This is a genomic window from Halanaerobium saccharolyticum (genome assembly GCF_003259895.1).
Classification (GTDB): Bacteria; Bacillota; Halanaerobiia; order Halanaerobiales; family Halanaerobiaceae; genus Halanaerobium; species Halanaerobium saccharolyticum_A.
Window position 1 is genome coordinate 46,793 of sequence record NZ_QLME01000013.1, and the last position, 25,089, is coordinate 71,881.

Below are 25,089 nucleotides of genomic sequence, written 5' to 3' on the forward strand. Positions count from 1 at the left end.
GTAAGCTGATAAGATGATAGAAATCGAAAAACCACGTGTGGAAAGACTGGAAAGTGATGTAAACTATGGTCGTTATGAAATTTCTCCTTTAGAAAGAGGATATGGTACTACTCTTGGTAATTCTTTACGTCGAATTTTGCTTTCTTCTCTACCTGGAGCTGCACTTACTTCAGTTAAAGTAGAGGGAGTAAAACATGAGTTTTCATCTATTCCAGGAGTAGTTGAAGATATGACTGATTTAATTTTGAATCTAAAAGAGGTAGTTGTTAAGCATTCTGGTGAAGAACAGACAACTATTAGATTAGAAGCAGAAGGAGAAGGAGAAGTTACTGCTGGTGACTTTGTTTCTTCAGGTGATGTGCAGATTGTCAATAAAGATCATCATATTGCTACACTAGCTGAAGATGGAAGATTAGTTTTAGAAGCAACTGTTGATAAGGGAAGAGGCTATCACACTGCTGAAGAAAACAAAGACTTATTTGATAACAATGTAATTGGCCTAATTCCAATAGATTCTTCTTATAGTCCTATTGAAAGAGCCAATTTTAATATCGAAAATACCAGAGTTGGTCAGGTAACTGATTTTGATCGTTTAGTATTAGAAGTTAATACTAATGGTAGTATTAATCCTGATGATGCTATCAGTCTTGCTGCTAAAATCATGGTAGAACATCTTGAATTATTCATCAATTTAACTGATGAAATTGAAGATGTAGAAATTATGGTAGAAGTAGAAGAAGAAGAAAAGGATAAAATTCTGGATACAACAATTGAAGAACTGGAACTTTCTGTTCGTTCTTCTAATTGTCTAAAACGGGCTGGAATCAATACAGTTGAAGAATTAGTTGATAAAACTGAAGATGACTTAATGAAAGTCCGAAATCTGGGTAAGAAATCCTTACAGGAAATCAAAGATAAATTAGATGAACTTGAGTTAGATTTAAAAGAGAATGAAATTTAAGGAGGGATTTTAGGTGGCTAAGCGTAAATTACAGAAAAGATCTTCTCACCGTCAGGCGATGTTTAGAAATATGGCGACATCACTGTTTCGTGAAGGAAGAATCGAAACTACACTACCTAAGGCTAAAGAATTAAGATCTTATGCTGAGAAACTTATTACTACTGCGAAGACCAATGATTTAGCTTCAAGACGCAAGGTAATGAGTAAAATCAAAGATAAAGAAGTAGTTACTAAATTATTTGATGAAATAGCACCTCAGTATTCAGAAAGACCTGGTGGTTATACAAGAATTTTAAAGATGTATCCCCGCAGAGGAGATGCAGCTAAGCAAGCGATTATTGAACTCGTAGAATAATACTGAATGTAGGTGTTAATATGAGCCTGATAGAAATAAGTGGGGTAGATTTTCTTTATGAAAATGACAACAGTGATCGACCGGCTTTGCAGAATATTGATCTGCAGATAGAAGCCGGTGATTTTGCTGTTATTATTGGTTCAAATGGTTCAGGCAAATCTACCCTGGCAAAGTTATTAAATGTACTCTTAACTCCTTCTAAAGGAGAGATTTTTGTTGCTGGTTTAAATACTAATAATCCGGATAATACCTGGAAGATAAGACAGCGGGTTGGAATGGTTTTTCAAAATCCAGACAATCAGCTTGTTGCTTCGATGGTTGAGGATGATGTAGCATTTGGACCGGAAAATTTAGGTATCCCTACCCAGGAAATCAGAAAAAGAGTTGATAAAGCTCTAGAAATGGTTGGGATGGCAGGATTTCAAAAATTTGCTCCTCATAAATTATCTGGAGGTCAAAAACAGAGAGTTGCTATTGCCGGGGTTATTGCCATGGAACCGGACTGTATAGTTTTAGATGAACCTACTGCAATGCTTGATCCACAGGGAAGAAAAGAAGTAATGGAAACAGTTCAATACCTAAATAAAGAAAAAGGAATTACTGTTGTTCACATTACTCACTTTATGGAGGAAGCGGTAAATGCAGATCAGGTCATTGTGATGAATCAAGGTCAGATTTTGCATAAAGGGAGTCCGAAATCCATTTTTAGATTAGTTGAGCAGTTAAAGGATGTTAATTTAGATATACCTGTTGCAGTTGAAGTTGCAGAATATCTGCGTCAGGAAAATATCGATATTCCTGATATTTTAAGTATAGATGAGTTGGTGGATGCATTATGTTAATAGAATTAAATGAGGTAAGCCATGTCTATCAGGATGAAAATAATGTTAAGGCATTAAAAAATATTAATTTAGAGATCAGCAGGGGAGAATTTATTGGAATTGTAGGACATACAGGTTCTGGTAAATCTACTTTAGTTCAGCTATTTAATGGTCTAATTATTCCAAGCTCTGGTACTGTTAAGGTTAATGGTAAAAATATTACAAATGAAAAAAGTAATTTAAAAGAAACCAGACGTCATGTTGGTTTGGTTTTTCAGTATCCTGAACATCAATTATTTGAAGAAACTGTTTATCAGGATATAGCCTTTGGTCCCAAGAATCTGGGTCTAAAAAAAGATGAGATTCGAGAAAGAGTCGAAGAAGTGATGGGCTTAGTTGGTCTTGATTATGAGGAATTTAAAGATAGATCTCCATTTAATTTAAGTGGTGGTCAGCAGCGTAAGGTTGCTATTGCCGGAGTTTTAGCTCTAAAACCTGAAGTCTTAGTACTGGATGAACCAAGTGCTGGACTTGACCCACAGGGTAGAAAGCAGCTTGCAGAACTGCTTAAATATCTTTATCAGGAGCTAAATATTACGGTTATTTTGATCTCACACCGAATGGAAGAGATTGCTGAACTTGCAAGCAGAGTTATTGTAATGCATCAGGGAGAAATTGTAATTGATGATAATCCTATTGAGGTTTTCTCAAGGGAGCAGAAATTACACAAATTGTCACTAGATCTTCCCCAGATTACCGAAATTCTGCATCGTTTAGAAGAAAGAGGATTGAAAGTAAATACTAATTTATTTTCTATATCTGAGGCATCAGCAGAAATAATTAAAGCATTGAGGAGCCACTAATATGCTAAAAGATATAACAATTGGTCAGTATATAGCTCGCGATTCTATTATTCACGCTCTGGATGCCCGGATTAAAATTATGATTACTACAATCCTGATAATTGCTTTATTTACAATTGATACATTTACTGGCTTTGGATTTTTTGCTGCCTTTGTTCTGGTAGTTGTTTTATTATCCAAAATCTCAGTCAAAAAAGTTCTCAAAGGATTAAAACCGATTTTAATTTTAGTTTTGTTTACTCTCTTTATTCATATCTTTTTGACTAAGGGAGGAGAAGTTTTATGGTCCTGGAGATTTATTTCTATTGAATCTGAAGGAGTATATACAGGATTTTTTATGGTAAGTAGAATTTTTATTTTAATTTTATTTACTTCGCTCTTAACCTTAACTACTTCTCCACTGCAGTTAACAGATGGTATTGAATATATTTTATCCCCTTTAAAGAGGTTTGGGGTGCCGGCAAGTGAGCTGTCAATGATGATGACAATTGCTTTAAGGTTTATTCCAACATTACTGGAAGAGGCTGATAAAATTATGAAAGCTCAGCAGGCTAGAGGTGCTGATTTTGAATCTGGTAATTTAATTCAGAGAGCTAAAAGTTTAATTCCTTTACTGGTTCCTTTATTTATAAGTGCTTTTAGAAGAGCAGATGATCTGGCTTTAGCAATGGAGTCCAGGTGTTATCGTGGTGGTGAAGGAAGAACAAGGCTGCATGAATTAGAGTTTAGATATTATGATTTTATTGCTTTAATTATTATAATTATACTGGCAGTCGCCGTATCATTTTATTAGGTGAGATTTAAAATGAGACAAAACTACAAAATTATAGTTGAATATGATGGAACTAATTATAGTGGCTGGCAGATTCAGAAAAATACCAGTCAAACAATACAGCAAAAAATAGAGCAAACCCTTACTAAAATTAATAAGAATAGGGTACAGATTACAGGTGCTGGAAGGACAGATGCTGGGGTTCACGCGGCTGGTCAGACAGCAAATTTCTTTCTGGATGTTGAGATTCCGCTTGCCAAGATTCCAATTGCTTTAAATACTGAACTACCTGATGATATCATCTGTAAAAAAGCGGAAAAAGTGGATCAGGATTTTCACGCTCGTTATGATGCACGGGGCAAAAAATATAGATATAGAATTTTGAACAGTAATTTTAATTCAGTTTTTGTCCGCAATTTTGTTTATAATGTTTATAAAAAACTTGATTTAGAACTTATGCAGAAGGCTACAAATATTTTTGAAGGCTGTCATGATTTTGCTTCATTTTGTGCTGCTGGTTCTTCTGTAGAATCTACAGTTAGAGAAATATATTCTTTAGACATTTATCCAGCAGAAGATGCTGAAATCTGGATCGATGTTGTTGGTAATGGTTTTTTATATAATATGATAAGAATTTTAGCCGGTACACTTATTGAAGCCGGTCTTGGAAAAAGAACTCTGTCTGAATTGAAATATATTTTGCAGAGTTGTGATCGAAATAATGCTGGTTTTACTGCTCCGGCTCAGGGTTTAACTTTAATCAAAGTACTTTATGATTAATTTATTTTCGTTTAACTTGACAAAAGCAGAAGATTGTATTAAAATTACTATGAATTATTCTGTTCAACAACTAGCCCCGTTGAGAATAATTTCATGTAATTATAGAGATAATTTTTAACTAAGGAGGTATAGTTATGTCAACATATATGGCAAATAATGAAACTGTAGAGCGCAACTGGTATGTAGTTGATGCTGCAGATAAAACTTTAGGAAGACTTGCATCTGAAATCGCTCAGTATATTAGAGGAAAGCACAAGCCGACTTTTACTCCTCATGTAGATATGGGAGATTATGTAATAGTTGTTAATGCTGAAAAAATTAAATTAACAGGGAAAAAGTGGGATGACAAGAAACATTACAGTCACACAAATTATCCTGGTGGTATTAATGAAATTACTTATAGAGAACTACGTGCTAAGAATCCTGAATTTATTATCGAAAAAGCTGTTAAAGGTATGTTACCACATAATAAATTAGGTAGAAAAATGATAAAAAAATTAAAAGTATATAGTGGAGCAAATCATCCACATCAGGCTCAACAGCCGGAACAATTAGAACTTTAATTCTGAGAGGAGGAATTTAATAGATGGCTTCTGAAGTACAATATAGAGGTACAGGTCGTAGAAAAACTTCTACAGCTCGTGTTCGCCTGCTGCCTGGAGACGGAAAATTTTTAGTAAATGACAAAGAAATTGATAACTATTTTAATAGAAAATCTTTAATTAAAGATATTATGTCACCTTTAGAATTAGTTAATGCTGATGGAACTTTTGATGTATTAGTAAATGTTAGAGGTGGTGGACTTTCTGGTCAGGCTGGAGCAGTTCGTCATGGAATTGCTAGAGCATTACTGGAAGTTGACAAAGATTACCGTGGACCACTTAAAAAAGCTGGTTACTTAACCAGAGACTCCCGTATGGTTGAAAGAAAGAAATACGGACGCAAAAAAGCGAGAAAAAGTCCACAGTTCTCAAAAAGATAATATTATTTTTGATTTTATTCAGGCAGAGCTCAGGCTCTGCTTTTTTCTTTTTTATAATTATATTCTCCTATTATTTTAAGTCTGCACAATGAAATATCGCTCCAGTAAAACTTTATAACAATAACTAGTATTCGTAAAATTAATTTACTTTGCTTTAATTATAAAAAATAAAAAAGCCGGCCTTCTTGTATTAGTATGTTAGATAACAAGCTAAAAATTGGCCTTCTAATTGGGTGTTTTTTTATCATCTAATTTATAGTATAATAAAAACGAAGGAGAAATTAATTTTGTGCTTTTTTATTGATCGAGAAAATAAAGTTAGTCAAGATTTGTTTTGATTTAAATTAAGCTGGAGGTGGAATTTATGGGAGTTAAATGTGCTGCTTTACTGCCACACCCGCCGATTGTGATTGAAGAAATTGGTGATCGGGAATTGAAAAAGGCAGAAAAGACTGTTCAGGGTTTTAAAAAGACAGCTGAAGAGATTGCTGAATTTAAAGATGAACTTGACCTATTGATTTTTATTACTCCTCATGGACCAGTTTTTAGATCTACTGCTTCTATTATTGTTAAAGAAGATCTTAAAGGAAACTTTAGTGATTTTGGGCATTCAAAACTTAAATTTAGCGAAAAATCTGACACTAAATTTGCTGAAAAACTAATTTCCAATGTTAAAGAAAAGAATTTATCCCTGCAGCCTCTGCGAAAAAAAGATTTAAGGGATTATGGAGTTGATCAGGAACTTGATCATGGAATTATGGTGCCTTTAAACTATTTAGAAAAGGCAGGAGTTAAATTACCTATTCTACCAATTTCGATAGGTTTTATTACCTATCAGGAGCTGTATAAGATTGGTCAGGAAATTGCCAGAACGGCTTCAGAACTTGATTATAAGATTGCAGTGATAGCAAGTGGAGATCTTTCACATCGATTAAAAAAAGGAGCACCTGCAGGCTTCAATCCAGACGCTCATCTCTTTGATGAGAAGTTAATGCAGTATTTTAAAGACCAGGATTTCGAGTCAATTTTGAATTTTGATCAGGATTTAATCGAAAAGGCTGGCGAGTGTGGTTTAAGACCAATTATAACAATGCTGGGGACCCTGGACAGTTTAGAAGTTGATGTTAAAGTTAACTCTTATGAGGGACCTTTTGGTGTCGGTTATGGTACAGTTTTTATTAATCCTAAAACAGATAAAAAATAAACTAGAGAAGATAATTGGGAGTGATTATAATGGATGAAGAAAAATATATTACTAATTTAGCCAGAAAGACAGTGGAAGAATATATTGTTTCTGGCAAAGAAGCTGAAGTTGAGGAAGAGCAGCTGCCGGATATTTTAAAAAAGAAAGCAGGAGTTTTTGTTTGTTTAAGAAAAAAAGGTAACTTAAGAGGCTGTATGGGAACATTTAGACCTGTTCAGAAAAATGCAGCTTATGAAATCATTAGTAATGCTATGACAGCTGCAGAAAATGATCCTCGTTTTCCGGAAGTGGTAAAGGAAGAGCTGAATGAGATTCAAATTTCGGTTGATATTTTGTCGGAACCGGAAGAAGTTAGTGATAAATCGAAGCTTGATCCAAAAAAATATGGAATTTTGGTAAAAGGAGGTCATCAAACAGGTCTGCTGCTGCCGGATTTAGAGGGGATTGATACAGCTGAAAAGCAGCTAAATATTGCTAAGAAAAAAGCTGGTTTAAGGGAAGATGCTGAAGTAGAAATTTACCGTTTTAAAGTAAGGAGGTTTGAGGAAAATGAATGATCAACATCCTGCTAAATTTTATCATTTAGAGGAAGAAGAGTTAATAGGATGTGAGCTTTGTCCTCATAACTGTGTAATTTCTAATAACAAAACGGGAATTTGTATGGTTAGAAAAAATATTGAAGGAGAGTTGTATACTTTAAATTACGGCAAAGTTTCTTCTCTGGGTGTTGATCCCGTTGAAAAAAAACCTCTTTATCATTTTCATCCAGAGGCCCAGGTTCTTTCATTTGGCAGCTGGGGCTGCAATATGAGCTGTGGATTCTGTCAAAACTGGAGAATTAGTCAGCAAAAGCCGCAGTTGCGAGATTTTCAACCAGCAGAGGTTGTAGAAACAGCTTTGGCTAAAAATATTAATCTGCTTGCATACACTTATTCTGAGCCGACAATTTTCTATGAATATATGTTTGAGACTGCTGAGATTGCTCACCAGAAGGGGTTAAAAAATATAATGGTCAGCAATGGTTTTATTAATCAAAAACCTTTAGAAGAGCTGATACCATTATTAGATGCTGCTAATATCGACTTAAAGGCGTTTAATAATGATTTTTATCAGCAGCACTGTCACGGTGGACTGGAAGCTGTAAAAAAGACAATAAAAAAGCTGGCTGAAGAAAAAATCCATCTGGAAGTAACAAATTTAATTATCACTGATTTAAATGATGATCTGGAAGAATTAAAAAATCTTTTCCAATGGCTGGCTGGTGTTAATAGTAAAATTCCACTTCATTTAAGCAGATATCACCCTGCCTATAAGCTAGATAATCCGCCAACAGATTTAGAATTGATGAAAAATGCTTATCAGGAAGCAGAAAAATATCTGGATCATGTTTATTTAGGTAATGCAATTATTGAAAATACAGCTGATACTTTTTGTCCAGATTGTGGAGCCAGGCTGATTAAGCGGAGAAGCTATAATGTAGAAAACAGACTGCAGAATAATAGATGCCCAGACTGTGGAGAGAATATTTATGGTGAGTTTGTATAACTGCCAAATTATCAAATAATTTTTAATTTTATATTTTTAAAAATTAACTTGACAGCTATTATAAGTACTGCTATACTCTAAATAAGCTCATATAATACTATAACACTATAAGGAGGGCTTAATAATGAGAAATAAAAATGTAGAATGTAATGTTTGTGGAAGTCAGAATTGGTCTGGTGCACTCTATTGTGAAAAGTGTAGTGGAGACTTATATCATAATCATAATGATGAAAAGATGGCAGCAAAGATTAACCAGGTAAATGGTATCTTTAAGCTGTGGGTGTAAAGTAAATAAGAATTTAAAAAGGTCGGCCTCTGGCCGGCCTTTTATGTTATTAGAGAAGTTTTTTAAATTATTACAAAATCAAATCCGTAAATAAAAACTATGTAGAGTGTCAGAAAATAGCTGTAAAAAATAATTGGCGTAAATAGATTATGACCACTTATAATATAAAGATAATTACTGATAACTACCGAAATGAAAATTATTAAAATAAAGGCAGGATTAAATTCTAGAAATAAGACTGAAGCAAATAAACCACTGAAGATAACTGCTAAAAACCCTGGTAAATATAGGTCAAATAGTGAAAAAATTATTTTATTGAATAAAAATTGTTCTACACTGGCTGTAAAAATAAGTATAATGAAAATCATAACCACCAGTGGTAGATCACTATAAATTACTCTAAAAATATTTTCTCCCAGCTGCAGAGGGAAAAAGCTGCTTTCAATTTGGGGTTTATAATTAAGATTAATCAAAATAACACCGACTGTTAATAGTAAAAAGATAAAAAATAGTGCTTTTAAATTTACTTTTTCTTTTTTATACTTAAAGCCGAGATCAGCAAAGCTAAAATCATAAAGTAAATTAAAATAACTGTAAATAATAAATAAAAAAACAATATGGGAGAGAACATTAATTGCAAAAGCTAAGATTTCATTAATATAAATTAGTGAGGTAAAATCTTTTTCTATAATATAATAGCTGCTTAAAGTAATAAAATACCAGGCGACAATAATTATTAAAAAGTCTTTATAATTCAGTCGCTTATCGGAAAAGATATTGTTTTTCAAACTATCACCTCCTCTCTCTTATTTCTATTAAAATCAGATGATTCCTTTAAAAAATTTTTTTTTTGATGGATTTTAAAAATAAGCAGGTTTTAGACTGTTGTTTGCCGAATATTTATAGTAAGAGGTGATAAAATTGTCCTGGCAGGTTATAACAAGTTTATTGGATATTTTTATAATTGCGTTCATTATTTATTATTTACTTAATATTATCTCAGGCACGAGGGCAGTCCAGCTGATTAAAGGACTGGGTTTGATTTTTTTAGTTGCCCTCCTGGCACAACTTTTAGAATTAAATACTGTTAACTGGTTTTTAGATAGCTTTCTAACTATTATTATGGTAGCACTACCGATTGTTTTTCAGCCTGAATTGAGGCGAGCTTTAGAACAGATAGGTAGAGGAGGTTTTCTTAAAGAACAGTTCTGGCAGAACTGGGGGCCAAAGGAGATTAACGAGATTGTGCTGGCCACAGCAGATATGTCAGAAAAGAGAATTGGAGCTTTAATTGTTATTTCGCGTAAAGTGGGATTGAAAAATTATATTGAAACCGGAATAGAGCTTGGTGCTTCAATTAGTAAACAGCTTCTAGTCAGTATTTTTCAGCATGACTCTCCTCTTCATGATGGTGCTTTAATAATTGAGAATGGTAAGATTCAGGCAGCCAGCTGTTTTTTAAATCTTTCTACCCGCTCTGACATTAACCCCAGATTGGGAACAAGACACAGAGCAGCAATTGGCATTACGGAGGAGTCCGATGCTCTGGCTTTAGTAGTATCCGAAGAAACAGGGGTAATTTCGATTGCTGAGGACGGACAGTTGAGCCGCCACCTTGATAAAGCAGAACTGAGAGAAGCATTGACCCATGGTTTTGAAAAATCTAAAGAAAAATCATTTATGAGGAGGCATTTCTAATGTTTTCTCTAACCGAAAATCAAAAAAAAATAGTTTTAGCGTTCGTAATTGCTGTTTTGCTCTGGGGTTATGCAAGTAACCAGACTGCAAATATTTTTAATTATGGAGAAGAACAGGCGGCATCATTTTTAGTGAACATTGAAGTTAGAAATTTAGCTGATGAATATCAGATAGAATCAATGTCAGTTGAGAGAGCTGTAGTCAGGATTGATTATGTCTCATATTTTTCTCAGCTTAATCGAAATGATATTACTGCTTATGTTGATTTGCGTAATGTTGATCCAGGTGATAATATGAAAATAATCGAAGTTGATTTACCTAATTCAGCCAGGCTGATGGGGGTGGATCCTGGATATTTACTGGTTAATATTAGTAGAAAAGATGAATGATTAAAATCAAGTTTATATTTAAACCAGATTATAAGGTATGAAAATCTAAAGACTGATTGCTTGAGACTAATATTAATAATTTGAGGTGGAAAATTTGGAGAAGAAATTGTTTGGAACTGATGGTGTTCGCGGTGTTGCCAATCATGAGTTAAAAGGTGAACTGGCATTTAAATTGGGTAGAATTGGCGGCTATTATTTGACGAAAAATTCGGAGCAGGAGAGACCAGTGGTTATTATTGGTAAGGATACTCGACTTTCTGGTGATATGCTGGAGGCTGCTTTGATGGCCGGTTTGACTTCAGTTGGAATTGATGTTTACAGACTGGGAATTATTCCGACTCCTGGTGTCTGTTTTTTGAGTAGATCAAAAGAGGTAGCTGGAGGAGTTATGATTTCTGCTTCTCATAATCCAACTGCTGATAATGGGATTAAATTTTTTGATCAGAATGGAATTAAGCTCAGTGATCAGGCGGAATTAGAAATTGAAGAGCTGATTTTTAATGATCATTCAGAAGAATTACCCTATCCAATTGATAATGAGATTGGCCTGATTGAAGAAAAGTATGACTGGATTGAGGAATATATTAATTTTGTAATTAAGAGTACTGATCAAAAACTTGATGGATTGAAAGTAGTAATCGACTGTGCCAATGGTGCTGCTTATCAGGCTTCACCATCTGTTTTTGAATCACTTGGAGCAGAAGTAATTGTAATTAATAATCATCCAAATGGCGCAGAGATCAATGTTAATTGTGGTTCCACAGCACCTGAACTGGCAGCAGAAAAAGTAATTAAGACAGACGCTGATTTAGGGGTTGCCCATGATGGTGATGCTGATAGAGTGATTTTAATTGACGAAAAGGGCGAGATTGTAGAAGGTGACAACATTATGGCTGTTGCTGCCAGAGAAATGATTGCTCAGGATAAATTAAATAAAAATACAGTTGTCACAACTAAGTACAGTAATCTGGGATTAAAAGAAAGCCTGGCAGAAGTAGGTGCTGAGCTGGTAATTACCAAAAATGGAGACCGTTATGTTCTGGCAGAAATGCTGAAAAATAATTATAGGCTGGGTGGAGAAAAATCTGGTCATATTATTTTTAGTGAATACAACACAACTGGTGATGGAATTTTAACTGCAGTTAAAATTGCTGCTATCATAAAAAAGAAAGGTCAATCTTTATCTCAATTGAAGGAAGTTATGAGTTACTGGCCACAATTGTTGGCTAATGTAAAAGTCAGTCAGAAAGACGGCTGGGATCAAAATACCAGGATTGAAGCTGAAATTAAAGCTGCAGAAAATGAGATTGGAACTTCAGGTCGAGTTTTTGTCCGTGCTTCTGGAACCGAGCCTCTGATCAGAGTAATGTTAGAGGGTAAGGAAGAAGAACTTTTAAATAAATGGGAAAGGAAATTAACTAAATTAATTAGTGAAGAATTGAACTAAATCATTTGCTATTTATAGTAATTTATAATAAAATGAGAGCTGTATTTGCTGCTATTTAGTTAAAAATGCTATGTGATTAAGTATTTTAAAAACAGATAAAGGAGGTGAGTATAAAAAAGATGAGGATAAAGCGCCAGAACCTGATTGCAACGGGATTTTAATCAGGTGGACGAGGAAGAAGGTTATCGAATCTTCGGCGGATGCCTTCAGGTAGAGGTTGTCTACCTAAAGTTTATTTCTTAAAATCAGCAGGTAATTGTTGAGACAGAGGAAATAAACAGCAGCTGACAGTTAAATATTGTGTTAATAAGTATTAAAAATAATTGATTTAAAAGATACGAATATAATGGAGGTTAAAATATATGTGTGGAATTGTTGGTTATATTGGAAAAAAAGATGCAGCACCGATTTTACTGGAAGGATTAAAAAAGTTAGAATATAGAGGTTATGACTCAGCCGGGATTGCTGTCCAGGAAAAACAGGGGATAGCATTAGTTAAAAAGAAAGGTAAGTTAAACAGTCTGGAAGAAATACTTAAGCAGAAATCTCCTCGAGGAAATGTAGGGATTGGTCATACTCGCTGGGCAACTCATGGAAAACCTTCAACACCTAATTCTCATCCCCATCAAAGTTCAGAAGGAGAATTTGTGGTTGTTCATAATGGAATTATTGAAAATTACCTGGAATTGAAAAATCAATTAAAAAAAGAAGGTTATGTTTTTGATTCGGAAACTGATACGGAAGTTATCCCTAATTTAATCTCAAAATTCTATCAGGGAAATATAGAAGAAGCGGTCCGGAAGGCAGTTGATTTACTGGAAGGTTCCTATGCAATAGCTGTTCTATCAAAAAAAGAGAAAGAAAAAATTGTTGCGGTCCGGAAAGACAGTCCTCTAATTATTGGTTTAGGAGAAGATGAGTATTTTATCGGTTCTGATATTCCCGCTATTCTGGATCATACCAGAAATGTTTATATTTTAGATGATAACGAAATGGCTGTACTTGAACATCAGGGTGTAAAAACTTATACGGTGGAAGGTGAAGAACTGGATAAAGAAATATTTAATGTTGACTGGGAAGCTTCCATGGCTGAAAAAGGTGGATATGATCATTTTATGTTAAAAGAAATCCATGAGCAGCCAGAAACAGTAAAGAATTGTATAAATGGCCGCTTAACAGAAACGGATGTTAAATTTGAAGGCTTTACTATGGATCAGGAAGAATTAAATAAATATAATAAAATATATATTGTGGCCTGTGGAACTGCTTATAATTCTGGTTTAGTTGGTAAATATGCTATCGAAAAGCTGGCCCGGGTTCCAGTTGAGGTTGCAATAGCTTCTGAGTTTAGATACCGCGATCCCATTGTAGATGAGAACACTCTGGTAATTGTAGTTAGTCAGTCTGGAGAAACAGCCGATACTCTGGCTGCTGTTAGAGAATCTAAAGCTAAAGGAGCCCGGATTATTGGGATCTGTAATGTGGTTGGAAGTACGATTGCCCGCGAATCAGATGATGTTATTTATATTCATGCGGGTCCAGAAATTGCTGTAGCTTCTACCAAGGCTTATATCGGAATGATTACAGTCCAATATTTGCTGGCGATTTATTTTGCCAGAATTAAAGGGTTATTAGCCGATGATAAAAGCAGAGAAATTATCAGCAGTTTTAAACAAATACCTGAACAGATAAAAGAAGTTCTGGAAAAAAATGAAGCAGAAATCAAAGCTCAAATTGATAATTATGCCGACCGCGAAAATATATTTTATATTGGCCGCGGCCTGGATAATGCTGTGGTAGAAGAAGCTTCACTTAAACTTAAGGAAATTTCTTATATTCATGCAGAGTCTTATCCAGCTGGTGAATTAAAGCATGGAACTCTGGCGCTAGTTGAAGAGGGAGTGCCGGTAATTGCTGTAGCTACTCAGACTGATGTTATTGATAAAACTTTAAGTAATATCAAAGAAGTTAAAGCAAGAGATGGAGTTGTAACTGCTGTAGTAACTGAGGGTGTAAAAGATCTGGATGATATTGACTTCAGATTTGAAATTCCTGCCACTAACGAATTGTTGGCAGGCATTCTTTCTACAGTTCCTCTGCAGCTGCTGGCATATTATATAGCAGTTGAGAGAGAATGTGCGATAGATCAGCCCCGTAATCTGGCTAAAAGTGTAACTGTAGAATAGTAACAAGACTTATATATTCAAATAAGGAATCTTTAATTAACCGGAGCTCTGGTTTAGGTTTTAGCCTGAATTAGAGTGCCGGTTATTTCTGTTTAAAGCACATTATTAAAAAATGGCGGTAATCTATACAGCCAGAATCTTAAATTGATATCCTTGTATTTTTCAATTAGCAGTAGTATCATTAACTTAAGTTAGAAGGTTCTAATAATAAATTTAAATTATTTATACTAAAACAGGGAGTGAGATTATGAGAGAAAAAATTCAGAGTTTTGGTCGATTTTTGAGTGGGATGATCATGCCCAATATCGGTGCTTTTATTGCCTGGGGTTTGATTACAGCCTTATTTATCCCCGATGGCTGGGTACCAAACGAAGGCTTTGCATCTTTAGTTGGACCAATGATCACTTATTTATTACCTCTGCTGATTGGTTATACAGGTGGTAAACTTGTCAGTGGAAGAAGAGGTGGAGTTGTTGGTGCAGTAGCTACAATGGGGGTTATTGTTGGTGCTGAGATTCCAATGTTTTTAGGTGCCATGGTTATGGGTCCTATTGGTGGTTGGACAATTAAGAAGTTTGATCAGGCTATAGAAGGTAAAGTTAAATCAGGATTTGAAATGTTAGTTAATAATTTCTCTTCTGGAATTATTGGAATGTTATTAACTTTGCTTGCTTATGTTGTAATTGGACCATTTGTTTCTGGTTTAAATAACTTTTTGAGATTAGGAGTAGAGTGGATAGTAAGTGCTGGATTGTTACCTCTGGCATCCCTGCTTATTGAACCAGGTAAAGTATTATTCTTAAATAATGCCATTAATCACGGTGTTTTAAGCCCGATAGGAGTTCAGCAGGTAGAAGAAATGGGTAAATCAATTATGTTCTTACTGGAAACAAATCCTGGCCCAGGACTGGGACTTTTACTGGCCTACTGGGCAGCTGGTAAAGGTAATGCGAAATTAACTGCACCTGGTGCAGCAATAATTCATTTCTTTGGCGGAATTCACGAAATATATTTCCCATATGTTTTAATGAAGCCAACTATGATTTTAGCTGTAATAGCAGGTGGTATGACTGGAGTTTTTACTTTTGTAGTAACCGGAGCTGGACTTGTAGCAACTCCTTCTCCAGGTAGTATTTTTGCTGAACTGGCAATGACACCTCCTGGAAGTTTTATTCCGGTATTGTCAGGTATCTTTTTATCTACTCTTGTTTCCTTTGGTGTGGGCTGGGTAATCTTAAAAACAACCTCTCATCCTGAAGAAACAGGTGACCTGGGAGCAGCTACATCTCAGATGGAAGATTTGAAAGGGAAAAAATCTTCTGTATCCGATCAAATTAGTGGAAGCACAGAAGAAATTAGTAAAATCATTGTGGCCTGTGACGCTGGTATGGGTTCCAGTGCTATGGCAGCAACTCAATTAAGAAATAAAATTCAGGATGCGGGACTTGATATTAAAGTTGACAATTCTTCTATTGACGAAATTCCTAAAGATAGTGATATTGTCCTGCTTCATGGTTCTTTATTAGAAAGAGCCAAAAAACGAGTTCCTGATAGTGAATTTTTAGTTATCGAGAACTTTATGGGCAGTCCAGTTTATGATGAACTGGTAGAAAGATTAAAAAAGAATCAAAAGTAAAATGACAGACAAATAAAGTGGCAGCTGCCACTTTATTTGTTTTTAATTAATTTCTATTTAATCAATATCTATTTTAATAGCTCAAATTTAATGTTTTGATCGAGGAAGAGGTAAAAAATGAAAATTGATAACTTAACTTCTCGGGAAAAAAAGATAATAAAAATTTTAATTAATAGAAATGAATATCTAACTGTAAAAGATCTTGCAGATCAACTCGGAGTGAGTGAGAGAACCATTTCAAGAGAGATGGCGTCTTTAAAAAAGTCATTTAAAGATTCAGATTTAAATATTATTTCTAAACCGAGTGTGGGAACTACAGTTACAGGGGACGAAGAAATTCTTAAGCAGTATCAGAAAAAGTTAAGTGAAAAAGATTCGCTTTCGGAATATTCTCCTGTAGGAAGAAAAAGATATATAATAAAGCAGTTTATTTTTTCAGATCGTTTTCAAAAATTAACAGCTCTGGCCCATCAGCTGGCTGTGACAGAAGCTACAATTAGTTATGATCTTAATAAAGTGGCAGAGTGGTTTGAAAAAAGAGGGCTTGAGCTCAATAGAAAACAGGGGATAGGAGTTTTTCTGGAGGGTTCAGAAGAAAACTTTAGACGCGCAGTAATTGATTTTTTATATGAAGATTTTGGTGAAGAAAAAGTATTAGATATAATCAGGAATAATGTTGATAGTAACCTCAATGAAAATAGAAATGAAACAGAAATTTCAAAAACTAAACTTGATATTTTAAATTTTATTAGTTATGAGACTTCCAATAAAATTGAAAAAAGTATTAATCAAATTTTAAAACAAAATGATTTTCAAATGGTTAACAGTTCTTATATTGGTTTATTAATTCATCTGGCACTGGCCATAAAAAGGCTGGAAAATAATGAAGAAATTTCTATAGAAACCGAAAAACTGGAGACGTTAAAAAGGACTAAAGAATATAAGCTGGCGGAAAAAATTGCAGCTAGATTGGAAAAAATTTTTGAGCTGACAATTCCTGAAGACGAAAAAGCTTTTATTACTATGCATTTAAAAGGTGCAAAAATAAGAAAAAATGTCGAAATGATAGAAGAGCCGCTGGCAGATGAAGAACTGGAAGCGATAAAATTGGCCAGAACGCTGGTAAGAGAGGTAGAAAACAAATTAAATGTTAAATTAGCTGATGATTATAATTTGATTTCTGGTTTAACTACCCATCTAGAACCGGCAGTTTCCAGACTGAAAATGGGAATGAAGATTAGAAACCCTATTTTAAAAGATTTAAAACGGGAGTATAATGATATTTTTAAGATTACTAAAGAAGCAGCAGAAGTGTTGGCTGAAGAACTTGCCTGTGAAATTCCGGATTCTGAAATTGGGTATTTAACAATGCATATTGCTTCGGCATTAGAAAATGCTGATTTTTATTTCTCCAGAATAAATACTTTAGTGGTTTGTTCCAGTGGAATTGGAAGTTCCCGGATACTGGCTGCCCGTCTCAAAAAAACACTTTCTAATCTAGAAATTGTAGCTGAAACCTCTGCTTTAAATATTGAAGAGTATTTGGAGAATAACCAGGTTGATCTTATTATTTCTACTGTAGCTCTGGATAAATATTCCGAGAAAACAGCGGTTGTCTCTCCAGTTTTAGTTAAGGAAGATATTAGAAAAATTAACAATAAGATTAAACAAATAAATATCAGTAAAGCACAGGAGAAAAAAACAAAAAATATTACAGCTGCTGAAGATGGTTCTTTTGAAGAAAACCTGGAATTAGTATCCAGATTATCTAATGATATACTTAAGTTAATTAGAGAATTTAAAATAATTGAATTTGACAAATTAAATAATTATCAAGAAATTTTTCGAAAAATATGCAGTGGTAATTATTTACCTGAAAATTTTGATAAGCCAAAGGTTTATCAGGCTCTTGTAGAAAGAGAGAAAAAAGGAGCTACTATTATTCCAGAAATGAAGCTTGCTCTTCTGCATGGCCGGAGTGAAGGAGTAGATTATCCGTTTATTTCTTTAGTCAAATTAAAGGAGACTCTGAAAGTTAAAAATATTAAAAATGAGGAAAATATAGATCGAATTATTGTGCTGCTGGCTCCTGAAAAAATGCTTAAAGAAGAAATTAATCTTCTGAGTAAATTTAGCTCGTCAATAATTGAAAATGAAAACTTTAGTCAAATAATTCGTCGTGGTTCACGTGAGGAATTTCTTAAATATTTTAAAGAATTAATGTCAACTTATTTTAATGATTTTATGCTCACCCAGTAAATTATTCAAAGTACAATAAAATTCAACTTAATTTAAGAAAGAGAGGGATATAAGATGGGATTTTCAGATTTTTTTAAGAAAAAGGAAAATAAGATAATGAATGAGGATTTAATTAGATTGGGAGTAAAGGTCGCTAACAAGGAAGAAGCTGTAAAAATAGCAGGTGAATTACTCTATGATAATGGTTATGTGGAAGAAGATTATCTGGAGGCAATGCAGGAAAGAGAAAAAGATGTCTCTACTTTTATGGGTAATGGAGTAGCAATTCCTCATGGAACTAACAAAGCAAAAAAATATATCAAAAAAACAGGGCTTTCATTTGTTCAAATTCCTGAAGGTGTTGATTTTGGAGACGGCAACACAGCCCATATAGTAATTGGAATAGCTGGGAAAGGCGATGAGCATCTACAGATATTACAAAATCTAGCAACTATACTTCAGGATGAGGAAAAAACCGAGGCTTTAACAAAGACTGATGATAAAAAAATTGTGCTGAAAGAGTTACTTTAAGTCTAAAAATTTAGAAGAAGGTGAGAGAATGAAAAAAGCTTTGCATTTTGGAGCTGGAAATATTGGTCGGGGTTTTATTGGACTTTTATTGAATTTATCAGAATATGAAGTAGTTTTTGCAGATATTGATCAGGAAATTATTGCTGAATTAAATGAATATAAATCTTACAGAGTCTCTGAAGTAGGAGACGAAAAAGAAAAACACTATCAGGTTGATAATGTGAGAGGAATTTTGAGCAATAAAACTTATCAGGTTGCTGAAGAAATCAAAGATGCTGATCTGATTACTACAGCAGTTGGAGTCAACAATCTCAAGTATCTGGCTGAGGTTATTGCAGAAGGTATTAAATTGAGAATAGCTGAAGCTCCAAACAAAAAATTGAATATTATAGCCTGTGAAAATGCAGTTAGAGCCACCAGTAAGCTTAAAAAAGAGGTCTATAAATTTTTCACTCAGGAAGAAGAAGAAAAGGCAGAAAAACAGGTGGGCTTTGTAGATTCAGCTGTTGATAGAATTGTACCTCCTCAGGAGAATGAAGACAGGCTGGAAGTCAAGGTAGAACCTTTTAAGGAGTGGATTGTAGATAAAACTCAATTTAAAGGTAAAATACCTATTATAGAAGGTATGACACCGAGTGATAATTTATTAGCTTTTGTAGAAAGAAAGATCTATACTTTGAATACAGGTCATGCTGCCACAGCCTATCTGGGTTTTTATTACAATTATCAGTATATTCATCAGGCAATAAAAGATGAGAAAATTTATGATACTGTTAAATCAGCTCTGGAAGAATCTGGTCAAAGTCTAGTTAAGCTGTATGATTTTGATTCTAAAGAGCATGAGCAGTATATTGAAAAAATATTAAAAAGATTTATGAATCCTGCTTTAAAAGATTCTGTGGAAAGAGTTGGTAGAGAACCAATGCGTAAGCTTTCTGAGGAAGATAGACTGGTTACACCAGCTTTAAGAGCTGTAGAAAATGATATATCACCCACAGGCTTGAGTAAAAGTATTGCTGCTGCTCTATTATTTGATGTGGAAGCAGATGAACAATCCCAGAAAATGCAAAAGCTTATTCAAGAAAAAGGTGTAGAACAGGCTTTAGAGGAAATAACTACAATTAAGAGTGAGAGTAAACTGGGAAGAAAAATATTGGCTAAATATAAAGAAATGAAATAACAGAGTGAAATAAGAATATAACAAAGATAATTTAAGGCCCATAAATTAAGTGAGAGTCTGCTTAATTTAAATGGGTTTTTTTCTTTTTGGGGCTAATTTATTTTTAAAACCCACTTGCTCCAATAAATAGCTTCATAGTCTAAAATAAGTTTTGGAGATTAAGTATTTTGCATTTAGGAGAGAATTTTAATATAATTATGATAGATAGCTTATTTAAAGTAGTAATTTATAGTAGAAAGGAAATCTTATGATAATTGGTACGGGAATAGATATTGTAAAAAACAGCCGCATAGAAAGATTGATTGAAAAATATGGCACAAGATTTTTAAAAAAAGTATATTTAGATAATGAAATTGAATATTGTAAGAGCAAAGTGAACTCTACTCCTTCTTTTGCTGCTCGTTTTGCTGCCAAAGAGGCAGTGCTTAAAGCTCTAGGTACAGGGATGCGCAAAAACAGCTGGCATGATATCGAGATATTTAATAATCAGCTGGGCAAACCAGAAGTGAGATTATTTAAGAGAACTGCTGTCAGGGCAGAAGAGTTAGGAGTAAAAAATATTTTTTTAAGTATTTCTCACGAAAAAAAATACAGTGTAGCACAAATCATTTTGGAAGGAGCTTAAAAGAATGTATGTTTTGACTCCAGAATCAATGGGAAAGTGTGATCAGGAAACTATAGAGGCTGGGATTCCAGAAATTTTACTGATGGAAGCTGCAGCCCGGGAAACTGCTGAATTTGCAGATAGAATTATAAAAGAGAAATTATTAAATAATGTTAATTACTATCAAAAATCTGAAAAGAAAAAAATTAAAAATTTTAAAATTACAATTCTGGTTGGTAAAGGCAATAACGGAGGAGATGGACTGGCAGCAGCTCGAATTCTGACCAGTAAAGGTTATCAGGTTGAGATAATTCTTGCTGCAGCTGGGGATGAACTCTCCGGGGTGAATAAGAAAAATTATGAGCTCTGTCTTTATCATAATCTTGAATACTATCAATATGACGAGCTAAATTCCAGGAGATTATTGAGTAAATTAAAGCACAGTAATTTTATAATAGATGCTCTGCTGGGTACAGGTATTACAGGTGAAGTAAGAGGTAACATTAAAGAAATAATTCCCTTAATTAATCAGGTGGTTAAAGAATATGGGAAAAAGGTTCTGGCTGTGGATATTCCTTCTGGAATCAATGGAAAAGATGGAAGTGTAGCCGGTCGAGCCGTCAAAGCTGACTATACGGTAACTATGGCTGCCTATAAACGGGGACTGCTCTTATACCCGGGCAGTGATTATGCCGGTAGAGTTGAAGTAGTAGATATTGGAATTAAAGAGGATGTAATTGCTAAAAACAGTAAAGATCTAAAGCTATTTACCCAAAGCGATGCTCAGATTTTACTGCCGCTCAGAAAAAATGATGGACATAAGGGTACTTTTGGCAAAATCGCTTTTCTGGCTGGATCAAGAGGGATGGGAGGAGCGCCTTTGTTAAGTACGGAAGCAGCTTTACGCAGTGGTTCCGGTCTGGTTTATCTTCTGACAGCCGCTGAGGTTGAAGCAGTAGTTGCCAACCAGTTAAAGGAGCTTCTAAGCATTCCTCTGGCTTCCAGTGATGGAATTATAGCCGAAAAGTCACTTGAAAAGATTTTAGATTTTAGTTCAAAGGTAGATCTGCTGGCAGCTGGTCCAGGTCTTGGTAATAATGAGGCCACTCAGAAAGTTATCAGGGGTATTCTAGAAAATCTGAGTCTGCCGCTGGTGCTTGATGCTGACGCTCTTAATTCAATTAAAAATTTAGATTTATTAAAAAAATACGGCGGGGAAATATTAATTACTCCTCATCCTGGAGAAATGGCCAGGCTGCTTGACAAATCAATTACGGAAATTAATCAAAATAGAATTGAAATTGCTAGAGACTTTGCGAAAAAATATAAGGTGAATGTTATTCTTAAAGGAGCTGCAACAGTTACTGCAGCAGCTGATGGCAGGGTTTATCTTAATCATACAGGTACCAATGGGATGGCTACTGCCGGTAGTGGTGATGTTTTAACAGGTATTGTTTCTGCCCTTATAGGTCAGGGTATGCCTATGTTTGATGCTGCAGCACTGGCTGTTTATGTACATGGTAGAAGTGGAGAGCTGGCAGCAGAGCAAAAAAGTGATTTTGGCTTAAAATCAGGTGATATAATAGATTTTTTGCCAGAAGTATGGAAACTTTTAAAAATTAAATATTAAGGAGTCAAATAATGATACTATCAGACAATACAATTAAAAAAATGTTAGCAAATAAAGAACTTATTATAGATCCTATTGATGAAATGCAGATTCAGCCAGCTTCTGTGGATATGAGGCTTGGGGATGATTTTTTGAAAGTAGATGAAAATTCTCTACCTTTAATGACTTTAAATGATCAGGTACATTACGAAGAAGTAAAAGGCTCAGAAATTATTATTCCACCGCATTCATTCTTACTTGCTACAACAAAGGAATATATTAAACTACCGGATAATTTAACTGCCTTTGTTGAAGGAAGAAGTTCTATTGGGAGAATGGGGCTTTTTATTCAAAATGCGGGCTGGGTTGACCCTGGATTTGAAGGTCAGATTACTCTGGAACTTTATAATGCAAATCGACTTCCTATTAAACTGGAAGCGGATCGCAGAATCTGTCAGCTTGTATTTGCTTCTATGGATAATGAAGCAGATAATCCATATCGTGGTAAATATCAGGGACAAAAAAATACAGTTGGCACCAGAGTTTTTAAAGATCCAGAAAATAAAAAGAGATAAACCTGGAGGTGTAGTTATGGTAACATTAGTTATTTCGAATATAGATAATAGTATTGGTCCTGGTGATATTGTAGGTGCTTTTATTAATGAGGCCGGAACAGCAAGTGATGATATTGGTAAAATTAATATAGATAAAAGAAATAATAAAGCTGAAGTAGAAGTAAACTGGGATTCTGCTTCCCAAATCATAAAAGCTATGGATAATAATCAGATTGGGGGAGTTAAGGTTCAGGTCAGCGCTAAAAATCAGGATGATTTAATTGATAAAGAAATTATAAATTATTATAATAAATTTCATAAATTAGTTGATTTAGAAAGAGAAGAAGAAATAGATAGACATAAACTGGAAATAAAATATTTATCAGCTAGAGAAAGACAGGCAAAAGGTAGAACATTATTAGATCTACATGGAAAGGATAATGGAACCACTTTCGGCCACCGCCCTCTGGTGAAATTAACTTCTAAATATCAAGGAGAAAGGCTGGCTGAGACTCAAATCACTCCTGGAGATTTAGTAATGATCAGTCTAAATAAGCCTTTACATCCGGATAACCCTACCGGCACAGTGGTAGAAAAAACATCTTATTCGATTACGGTGGCTTTTGAGAGTCACCCACCTGAATTTATTTATAATAAAGGAGTAAGGCTTGATTTGTTTGTTAATGATACAACTTTCCAGAGAATGTTTACTGCTCTGGAAAAAATAAAACATCCCGAAAACGAGCTGCAGGAAAGAAAAAGAGATATCCTGCTGGATAGGAAAATGCCGACATTTGCTGCTAGAGAAGAATTGGAACTTGAGTTTCTCAACCAGTCGCAGAAAGATGCTGTAGAAAATGCACTGGCTGCAGAAGACATCTATTTAATTCAGGGACCTCCTGGAACTGGTAAAACTGTAACAGCAGTGGAACTGATAGCAAAAGCTGTCGAACAGGGAGCTAAGGTTCTGGCAGCAGCAGATTCGAATACAGCAGTTGATAATTTGTTGGAGCTGCTGGCGGAAAAAGATCTTAATGTAATTAGAATTGGACATCCAATCCGGGTTACTAAAAAGTTAAGAGAACACACTTTAGATGAGGTAGTTTTAGAGCACCAGGATTATTTAGAAGCAGAAAAATTAAGAGATGAAGTTTCTGATTTAATTAATAAACAGGAATCCTATATTTATCCCGGTGGAAAATACAGAAGAGGTTTATCGGATCAGGAAATTAAAAATTATGCCGAAAAAGATTTAGAACATCATGTTAGAGGTATCAGCCCTGAGGTTATTGATGAAATGGCAAGCTGGTTGGAGCTTCAGGAAAAAATAGACAGGTATTTTAAAGAAATAGAACGGCTTGAAAATAAAGCCGTAGAAGAACTGCTGGACGAAGCTGATGTTATTTGTACTACTAATATTACAGCCGGCTCTGAGCTGTTAGAAAACAGAGAATTTGATTTAAGTGTAATAGATGAGGCTACTCAGGCGACACAACCAGCAGCTTTAATCCCTTATCTAAAAGCAAAAAAATCAATTTTAATCGGCGATCATAAACAGCTGCCTCCGACTGTAGTCAACCAGGAAGCAGCGGAAAAAGGTTTAAGTGTCTCTTTATTTGAAAAATTAATCGAAAACTATCAGAAGCAGCTCAGTTCCCTGCTGGAAATTCAGTATAGAATGAATAGAGAAATTATGGGTTTTTCCAGTATTTATTTTTACAATAACAGCCTTAAAGCAGCCGCTTCTGTAGCAGAACAAAAAATAGGTGATCTGGGAGTTAAAACAACGGGTGAAGATTGTTTTACAGATAAATCATTAAAGTCAGGGTATCCTCTGGTCTTTTTAGATACCAGAGAAATGAAGTCAGCTGAAAGATCGTTTGAAGGCTCAAATTCTTATGATAATCCTGTGGAATCAGAAATTGTACTTGATATCCTTGATCGAGCTCTTAAATCCTCTCTCTCAGAGGATGATATTGCTGTAATAGCTGCTTATAAAGATCAGGTTGATTTAATAAATCAGCACAATAAATTTAAAAATGTTGAAATTGATACAGTTGACGCTTTTCAGGGAAGGGAAAAAGAAATGATTATTTTTTCTGCTGTTCGCAGCAATCAGGAAAATAATATTGGTTTTTTAAGAGATTTACGACGCCTTAATGTTGCTTTAACCAGAGCTAAAAGAAAAATGATTTTTATTGGTGACAGCAGCACAATCTGTGAGCATGATGCATATAATAAACTGCTTAAATATATCAAAAAAAGTGGGCTTTATTATAAACTATAGTTATCTCCAAAATAATCATTAAATATCCAGATATTATATTTCTCTGGAGACCTTTTACAGAGATATAAAAAAATTGATTGATCCCAGTAATATCAGTAATTTTAAGGGATATTTTTATTGACACTATTTAAAATTTAAGATATAATTAGATTGACTAAAGG

Annotated in this window: 25 protein-coding genes; 24 read left to right on the top strand and 1 reads right to left on the bottom strand. The window is 34.4% G+C overall.

The window, feature by feature from the left end; translation table 11 throughout:
* The first annotated feature begins 13 nt into the window (after positions 1-13).
* The 12 genes from C7958_RS09500 (at position 14) to C7958_RS15645 (ending at position 8,569) form a co-directional block, all read left to right on the top strand.
* Positions 14-961 (top strand): DNA-directed RNA polymerase subunit alpha, encoded by a 948-nt coding sequence (locus tag C7958_RS09500; RefSeq protein WP_111572441.1) that lies wholly within the window; start codon positions 14-16, stop codon positions 959-961.
* Between the two features lie 13 nt (positions 962-974).
* A complete protein-coding gene (gene rplQ, locus C7958_RS09505; RefSeq protein WP_005487040.1) occupies positions 975-1,316 on the top strand; it encodes a 50S ribosomal protein L17 in 342 nt (113 codons plus the stop codon).
* Positions 1,317-1,336: 20 nt separating this feature from the next.
* Complete coding sequence (locus C7958_RS09510; RefSeq protein WP_111572442.1) at positions 1,337-2,158, top strand: energy-coupling factor transporter ATPase; 822 nt, start codon at positions 1,337-1,339, stop codon at positions 2,156-2,158.
* Entirely contained in the window at positions 2,152-3,000 is an 849-nt protein-coding gene (locus C7958_RS09515) for an energy-coupling factor transporter ATPase (protein WP_111572443.1), read from the top strand. Before C7958_RS09510 ends, C7958_RS09515 begins: the two co-directional genes overlap by 7 nt.
* Position 3,001: 1 nt before the next feature.
* Positions 3,002-3,793 (top strand): energy-coupling factor transporter transmembrane component T family protein, encoded by a 792-nt coding sequence (locus tag C7958_RS09520; protein ID WP_111572444.1) that lies wholly within the window; start codon positions 3,002-3,004, stop codon positions 3,791-3,793.
* A 12-nt stretch (positions 3,794-3,805) separates the two neighbouring features.
* A complete protein-coding gene (gene truA / locus C7958_RS09525; protein ID WP_111572445.1) occupies positions 3,806-4,552 on the top strand; it encodes a tRNA pseudouridine(38-40) synthase TruA in 747 nt (248 codons plus the stop codon).
* A 134-nt stretch (positions 4,553-4,686) separates the two neighbouring features.
* Positions 4,687-5,115 (top strand): 50S ribosomal protein L13, encoded by a 429-nt coding sequence (gene rplM, locus C7958_RS09530; RefSeq protein WP_111572446.1) that lies wholly within the window; start codon positions 4,687-4,689, stop codon positions 5,113-5,115.
* Positions 5,116-5,138: 23 nt separating this feature from the next.
* Positions 5,139-5,534, top strand: coding sequence for a 30S ribosomal protein S9 (rpsI, locus tag C7958_RS09535; RefSeq protein WP_073159789.1), 396 nt, complete (start codon positions 5,139-5,141; stop codon positions 5,532-5,534).
* A gap of 364 nt (positions 5,535-5,898) precedes the next feature.
* The gene (amrB, locus tag C7958_RS09540; RefSeq protein ID WP_111572447.1) at positions 5,899-6,738 is read left to right on the top strand and encodes an AmmeMemoRadiSam system protein B; all 840 of its coding nucleotides are present in this window, start codon (positions 5,899-5,901) and stop codon (positions 6,736-6,738) included.
* 29 nt (positions 6,739-6,767) lie between these two features.
* Complete coding sequence (gene amrA / locus C7958_RS09545; RefSeq protein WP_111572448.1) at positions 6,768-7,295, top strand: AmmeMemoRadiSam system protein A; 528 nt, start codon at positions 6,768-6,770, stop codon at positions 7,293-7,295.
* On the top strand, positions 7,288-8,283 hold the full coding sequence (gene amrS / locus C7958_RS09550; protein ID WP_111572449.1) for an AmmeMemoRadiSam system radical SAM enzyme: 996 nt from the start codon (positions 7,288-7,290) through the stop codon (positions 8,281-8,283). The genes amrA and amrS overlap by 8 nt, the downstream gene beginning before the upstream one ends.
* A 124-nt stretch (positions 8,284-8,407) precedes the next feature.
* Positions 8,408-8,569 (top strand): hypothetical protein, encoded by a 162-nt coding sequence (locus tag C7958_RS15645; RefSeq protein WP_166668512.1) that lies wholly within the window; start codon positions 8,408-8,410, stop codon positions 8,567-8,569.
* Between the two features lie 62 nt (positions 8,570-8,631).
* Here C7958_RS15645 and C7958_RS09555 read toward each other — a convergent pair whose 3' ends face one another.
* Positions 8,632-9,357 (bottom strand): hypothetical protein, encoded by a 726-nt coding sequence (locus C7958_RS09555; protein WP_111572450.1) that lies wholly within the window; start codon positions 9,355-9,357, stop codon positions 8,632-8,634.
* A 124-nt stretch (positions 9,358-9,481) separates the two neighbouring features.
* Here C7958_RS09555 and cdaA point away from each other — a divergent pair, with 124 nt between their 5' ends.
* From cdaA to C7958_RS09615, 12 genes are all read left to right on the top strand, one after another.
* Positions 9,482-10,267 carry a diadenylate cyclase CdaA gene (cdaA, locus tag C7958_RS09560; RefSeq protein ID WP_258394138.1) on the top strand — a complete coding sequence of 262 codons (786 nt, stop codon included), beginning with the start codon at positions 9,482-9,484 and terminating at the stop codon, positions 10,265-10,267.
* Positions 10,267-10,656 (top strand): hypothetical protein, encoded by a 390-nt coding sequence (locus C7958_RS09565; RefSeq protein ID WP_111572452.1) that lies wholly within the window; start codon positions 10,267-10,269, stop codon positions 10,654-10,656. Before cdaA ends, C7958_RS09565 begins: the two co-directional genes overlap by 1 nt.
* A gap of 94 nt (positions 10,657-10,750) precedes the next feature.
* Positions 10,751-12,103: a phosphoglucosamine mutase gene (glmM, locus tag C7958_RS09570; protein WP_111572453.1), complete on the top strand. Its 1,353-nt coding sequence runs from the start codon at positions 10,751-10,753 to the stop codon at positions 12,101-12,103.
* A gap of 362 nt (positions 12,104-12,465) precedes the next feature.
* Positions 12,466-14,289, top strand: coding sequence for a glutamine--fructose-6-phosphate transaminase (isomerizing) (gene glmS / locus C7958_RS09575; RefSeq protein ID WP_111572454.1), 1,824 nt, complete (start codon positions 12,466-12,468; stop codon positions 14,287-14,289).
* Positions 14,290-14,536: 247 nt separating this feature from the next.
* The gene (locus C7958_RS09580; protein WP_111572455.1) at positions 14,537-15,925 is read left to right on the top strand and encodes a PTS mannitol transporter subunit IICB; all 1,389 of its coding nucleotides are present in this window, start codon (positions 14,537-14,539) and stop codon (positions 15,923-15,925) included.
* Positions 15,926-16,042: 117 nt separating this feature from the next.
* A complete protein-coding gene (locus C7958_RS09585) occupies positions 16,043-18,184 on the top strand; it encodes a BglG family transcription antiterminator (protein WP_111572456.1) in 2,142 nt (713 codons plus the stop codon).
* A 54-nt stretch (positions 18,185-18,238) separates the two neighbouring features.
* Positions 18,239-18,694: a PTS sugar transporter subunit IIA gene (locus C7958_RS09590; RefSeq protein WP_111572457.1), complete on the top strand. Its 456-nt coding sequence runs from the start codon at positions 18,239-18,241 to the stop codon at positions 18,692-18,694.
* A 28-nt stretch (positions 18,695-18,722) separates the two neighbouring features.
* Positions 18,723-19,874: a mannitol-1-phosphate 5-dehydrogenase gene (locus C7958_RS09595; protein WP_111572458.1), complete on the top strand. Its 1,152-nt coding sequence runs from the start codon at positions 18,723-18,725 to the stop codon at positions 19,872-19,874.
* A gap of 247 nt (positions 19,875-20,121) precedes the next feature.
* Positions 20,122-20,499 (top strand): holo-ACP synthase, encoded by a 378-nt coding sequence (gene acpS / locus C7958_RS09600; RefSeq protein ID WP_111572459.1) that lies wholly within the window; start codon positions 20,122-20,124, stop codon positions 20,497-20,499.
* A 4-nt stretch (positions 20,500-20,503) separates the two neighbouring features.
* On the top strand, positions 20,504-22,108 hold the full coding sequence (locus C7958_RS09605; RefSeq protein ID WP_111572460.1) for an NAD(P)H-hydrate dehydratase: 1,605 nt from the start codon (positions 20,504-20,506) through the stop codon (positions 22,106-22,108).
* A gap of 11 nt (positions 22,109-22,119) precedes the next feature.
* Positions 22,120-22,662 carry a dCTP deaminase gene (dcd, locus tag C7958_RS09610; protein WP_111572461.1) on the top strand — a complete coding sequence of 181 codons (543 nt, stop codon included), beginning with the start codon at positions 22,120-22,122 and terminating at the stop codon, positions 22,660-22,662.
* A gap of 16 nt (positions 22,663-22,678) precedes the next feature.
* A complete protein-coding gene (locus C7958_RS09615; protein WP_111572481.1) occupies positions 22,679-24,928 on the top strand; it encodes an IGHMBP2 family helicase in 2,250 nt (749 codons plus the stop codon).
* The last annotated feature ends 161 nt before the right edge of the window (positions 24,929-25,089 follow it).

Excerpts from the sequence above, each read along its gene's own strand:
- C7958_RS09500 (WP_111572441.1), top strand. The coding sequence starts at position 14 with ATGATAGAAATCGAAAAACCACGTGTGGAAAGACTGGAAAGTGATGTA.
- C7958_RS09510 (WP_111572442.1), top strand. The coding sequence starts at position 1,337 with ATGAGCCTGATAGAAATAAGTGGGGTAGATTTTCTTTATGAAAATGAC.
- C7958_RS09515 (WP_111572443.1), top strand. The coding sequence starts at position 2,152 with ATGTTAATAGAATTAAATGAGGTAAGCCATGTCTATCAGGATGAAAAT.
- C7958_RS09520 (WP_111572444.1), top strand. The coding sequence starts at position 3,002 with ATGCTAAAAGATATAACAATTGGTCAGTATATAGCTCGCGATTCTATT.
- truA (WP_111572445.1), top strand. The coding sequence starts at position 3,806 with ATGAGACAAAACTACAAAATTATAGTTGAATATGATGGAACTAATTAT.
- rplM (WP_111572446.1), top strand. The coding sequence starts at position 4,687 with ATGTCAACATATATGGCAAATAATGAAACTGTAGAGCGCAACTGGTAT.
- rpsI (WP_073159789.1), top strand. The coding sequence starts at position 5,139 with ATGGCTTCTGAAGTACAATATAGAGGTACAGGTCGTAGAAAAACTTCT.
- amrB (WP_111572447.1), top strand. The coding sequence starts at position 5,899 with ATGGGAGTTAAATGTGCTGCTTTACTGCCACACCCGCCGATTGTGATT.
- amrA (WP_111572448.1), top strand. The coding sequence starts at position 6,768 with ATGGATGAAGAAAAATATATTACTAATTTAGCCAGAAAGACAGTGGAA.
- amrS (WP_111572449.1), top strand. The coding sequence starts at position 7,288 with ATGAATGATCAACATCCTGCTAAATTTTATCATTTAGAGGAAGAAGAG.
- C7958_RS15645 (WP_166668512.1), top strand. The coding sequence starts at position 8,408 with ATGAGAAATAAAAATGTAGAATGTAATGTTTGTGGAAGTCAGAATTGG.
- C7958_RS09565 (WP_111572452.1), top strand. The coding sequence starts at position 10,267 with ATGTTTTCTCTAACCGAAAATCAAAAAAAAATAGTTTTAGCGTTCGTA.
- glmS (WP_111572454.1), top strand. The coding sequence starts at position 12,466 with ATGTGTGGAATTGTTGGTTATATTGGAAAAAAAGATGCAGCACCGATT.
- C7958_RS09580 (WP_111572455.1), top strand. The coding sequence starts at position 14,537 with ATGAGAGAAAAAATTCAGAGTTTTGGTCGATTTTTGAGTGGGATGATC.
- C7958_RS09585 (WP_111572456.1), top strand. The coding sequence starts at position 16,043 with ATGAAAATTGATAACTTAACTTCTCGGGAAAAAAAGATAATAAAAATT.
- C7958_RS09590 (WP_111572457.1), top strand. The coding sequence starts at position 18,239 with ATGGGATTTTCAGATTTTTTTAAGAAAAAGGAAAATAAGATAATGAAT.
- C7958_RS09595 (WP_111572458.1), top strand. The coding sequence starts at position 18,723 with ATGAAAAAAGCTTTGCATTTTGGAGCTGGAAATATTGGTCGGGGTTTT.
- acpS (WP_111572459.1), top strand. The coding sequence starts at position 20,122 with ATGATAATTGGTACGGGAATAGATATTGTAAAAAACAGCCGCATAGAA.
- C7958_RS09605 (WP_111572460.1), top strand. The coding sequence starts at position 20,504 with ATGTATGTTTTGACTCCAGAATCAATGGGAAAGTGTGATCAGGAAACT.
- dcd (WP_111572461.1), top strand. The coding sequence starts at position 22,120 with ATGATACTATCAGACAATACAATTAAAAAAATGTTAGCAAATAAAGAA.
- C7958_RS09615 (WP_111572481.1), top strand. The coding sequence starts at position 22,679 with ATGGTAACATTAGTTATTTCGAATATAGATAATAGTATTGGTCCTGGT.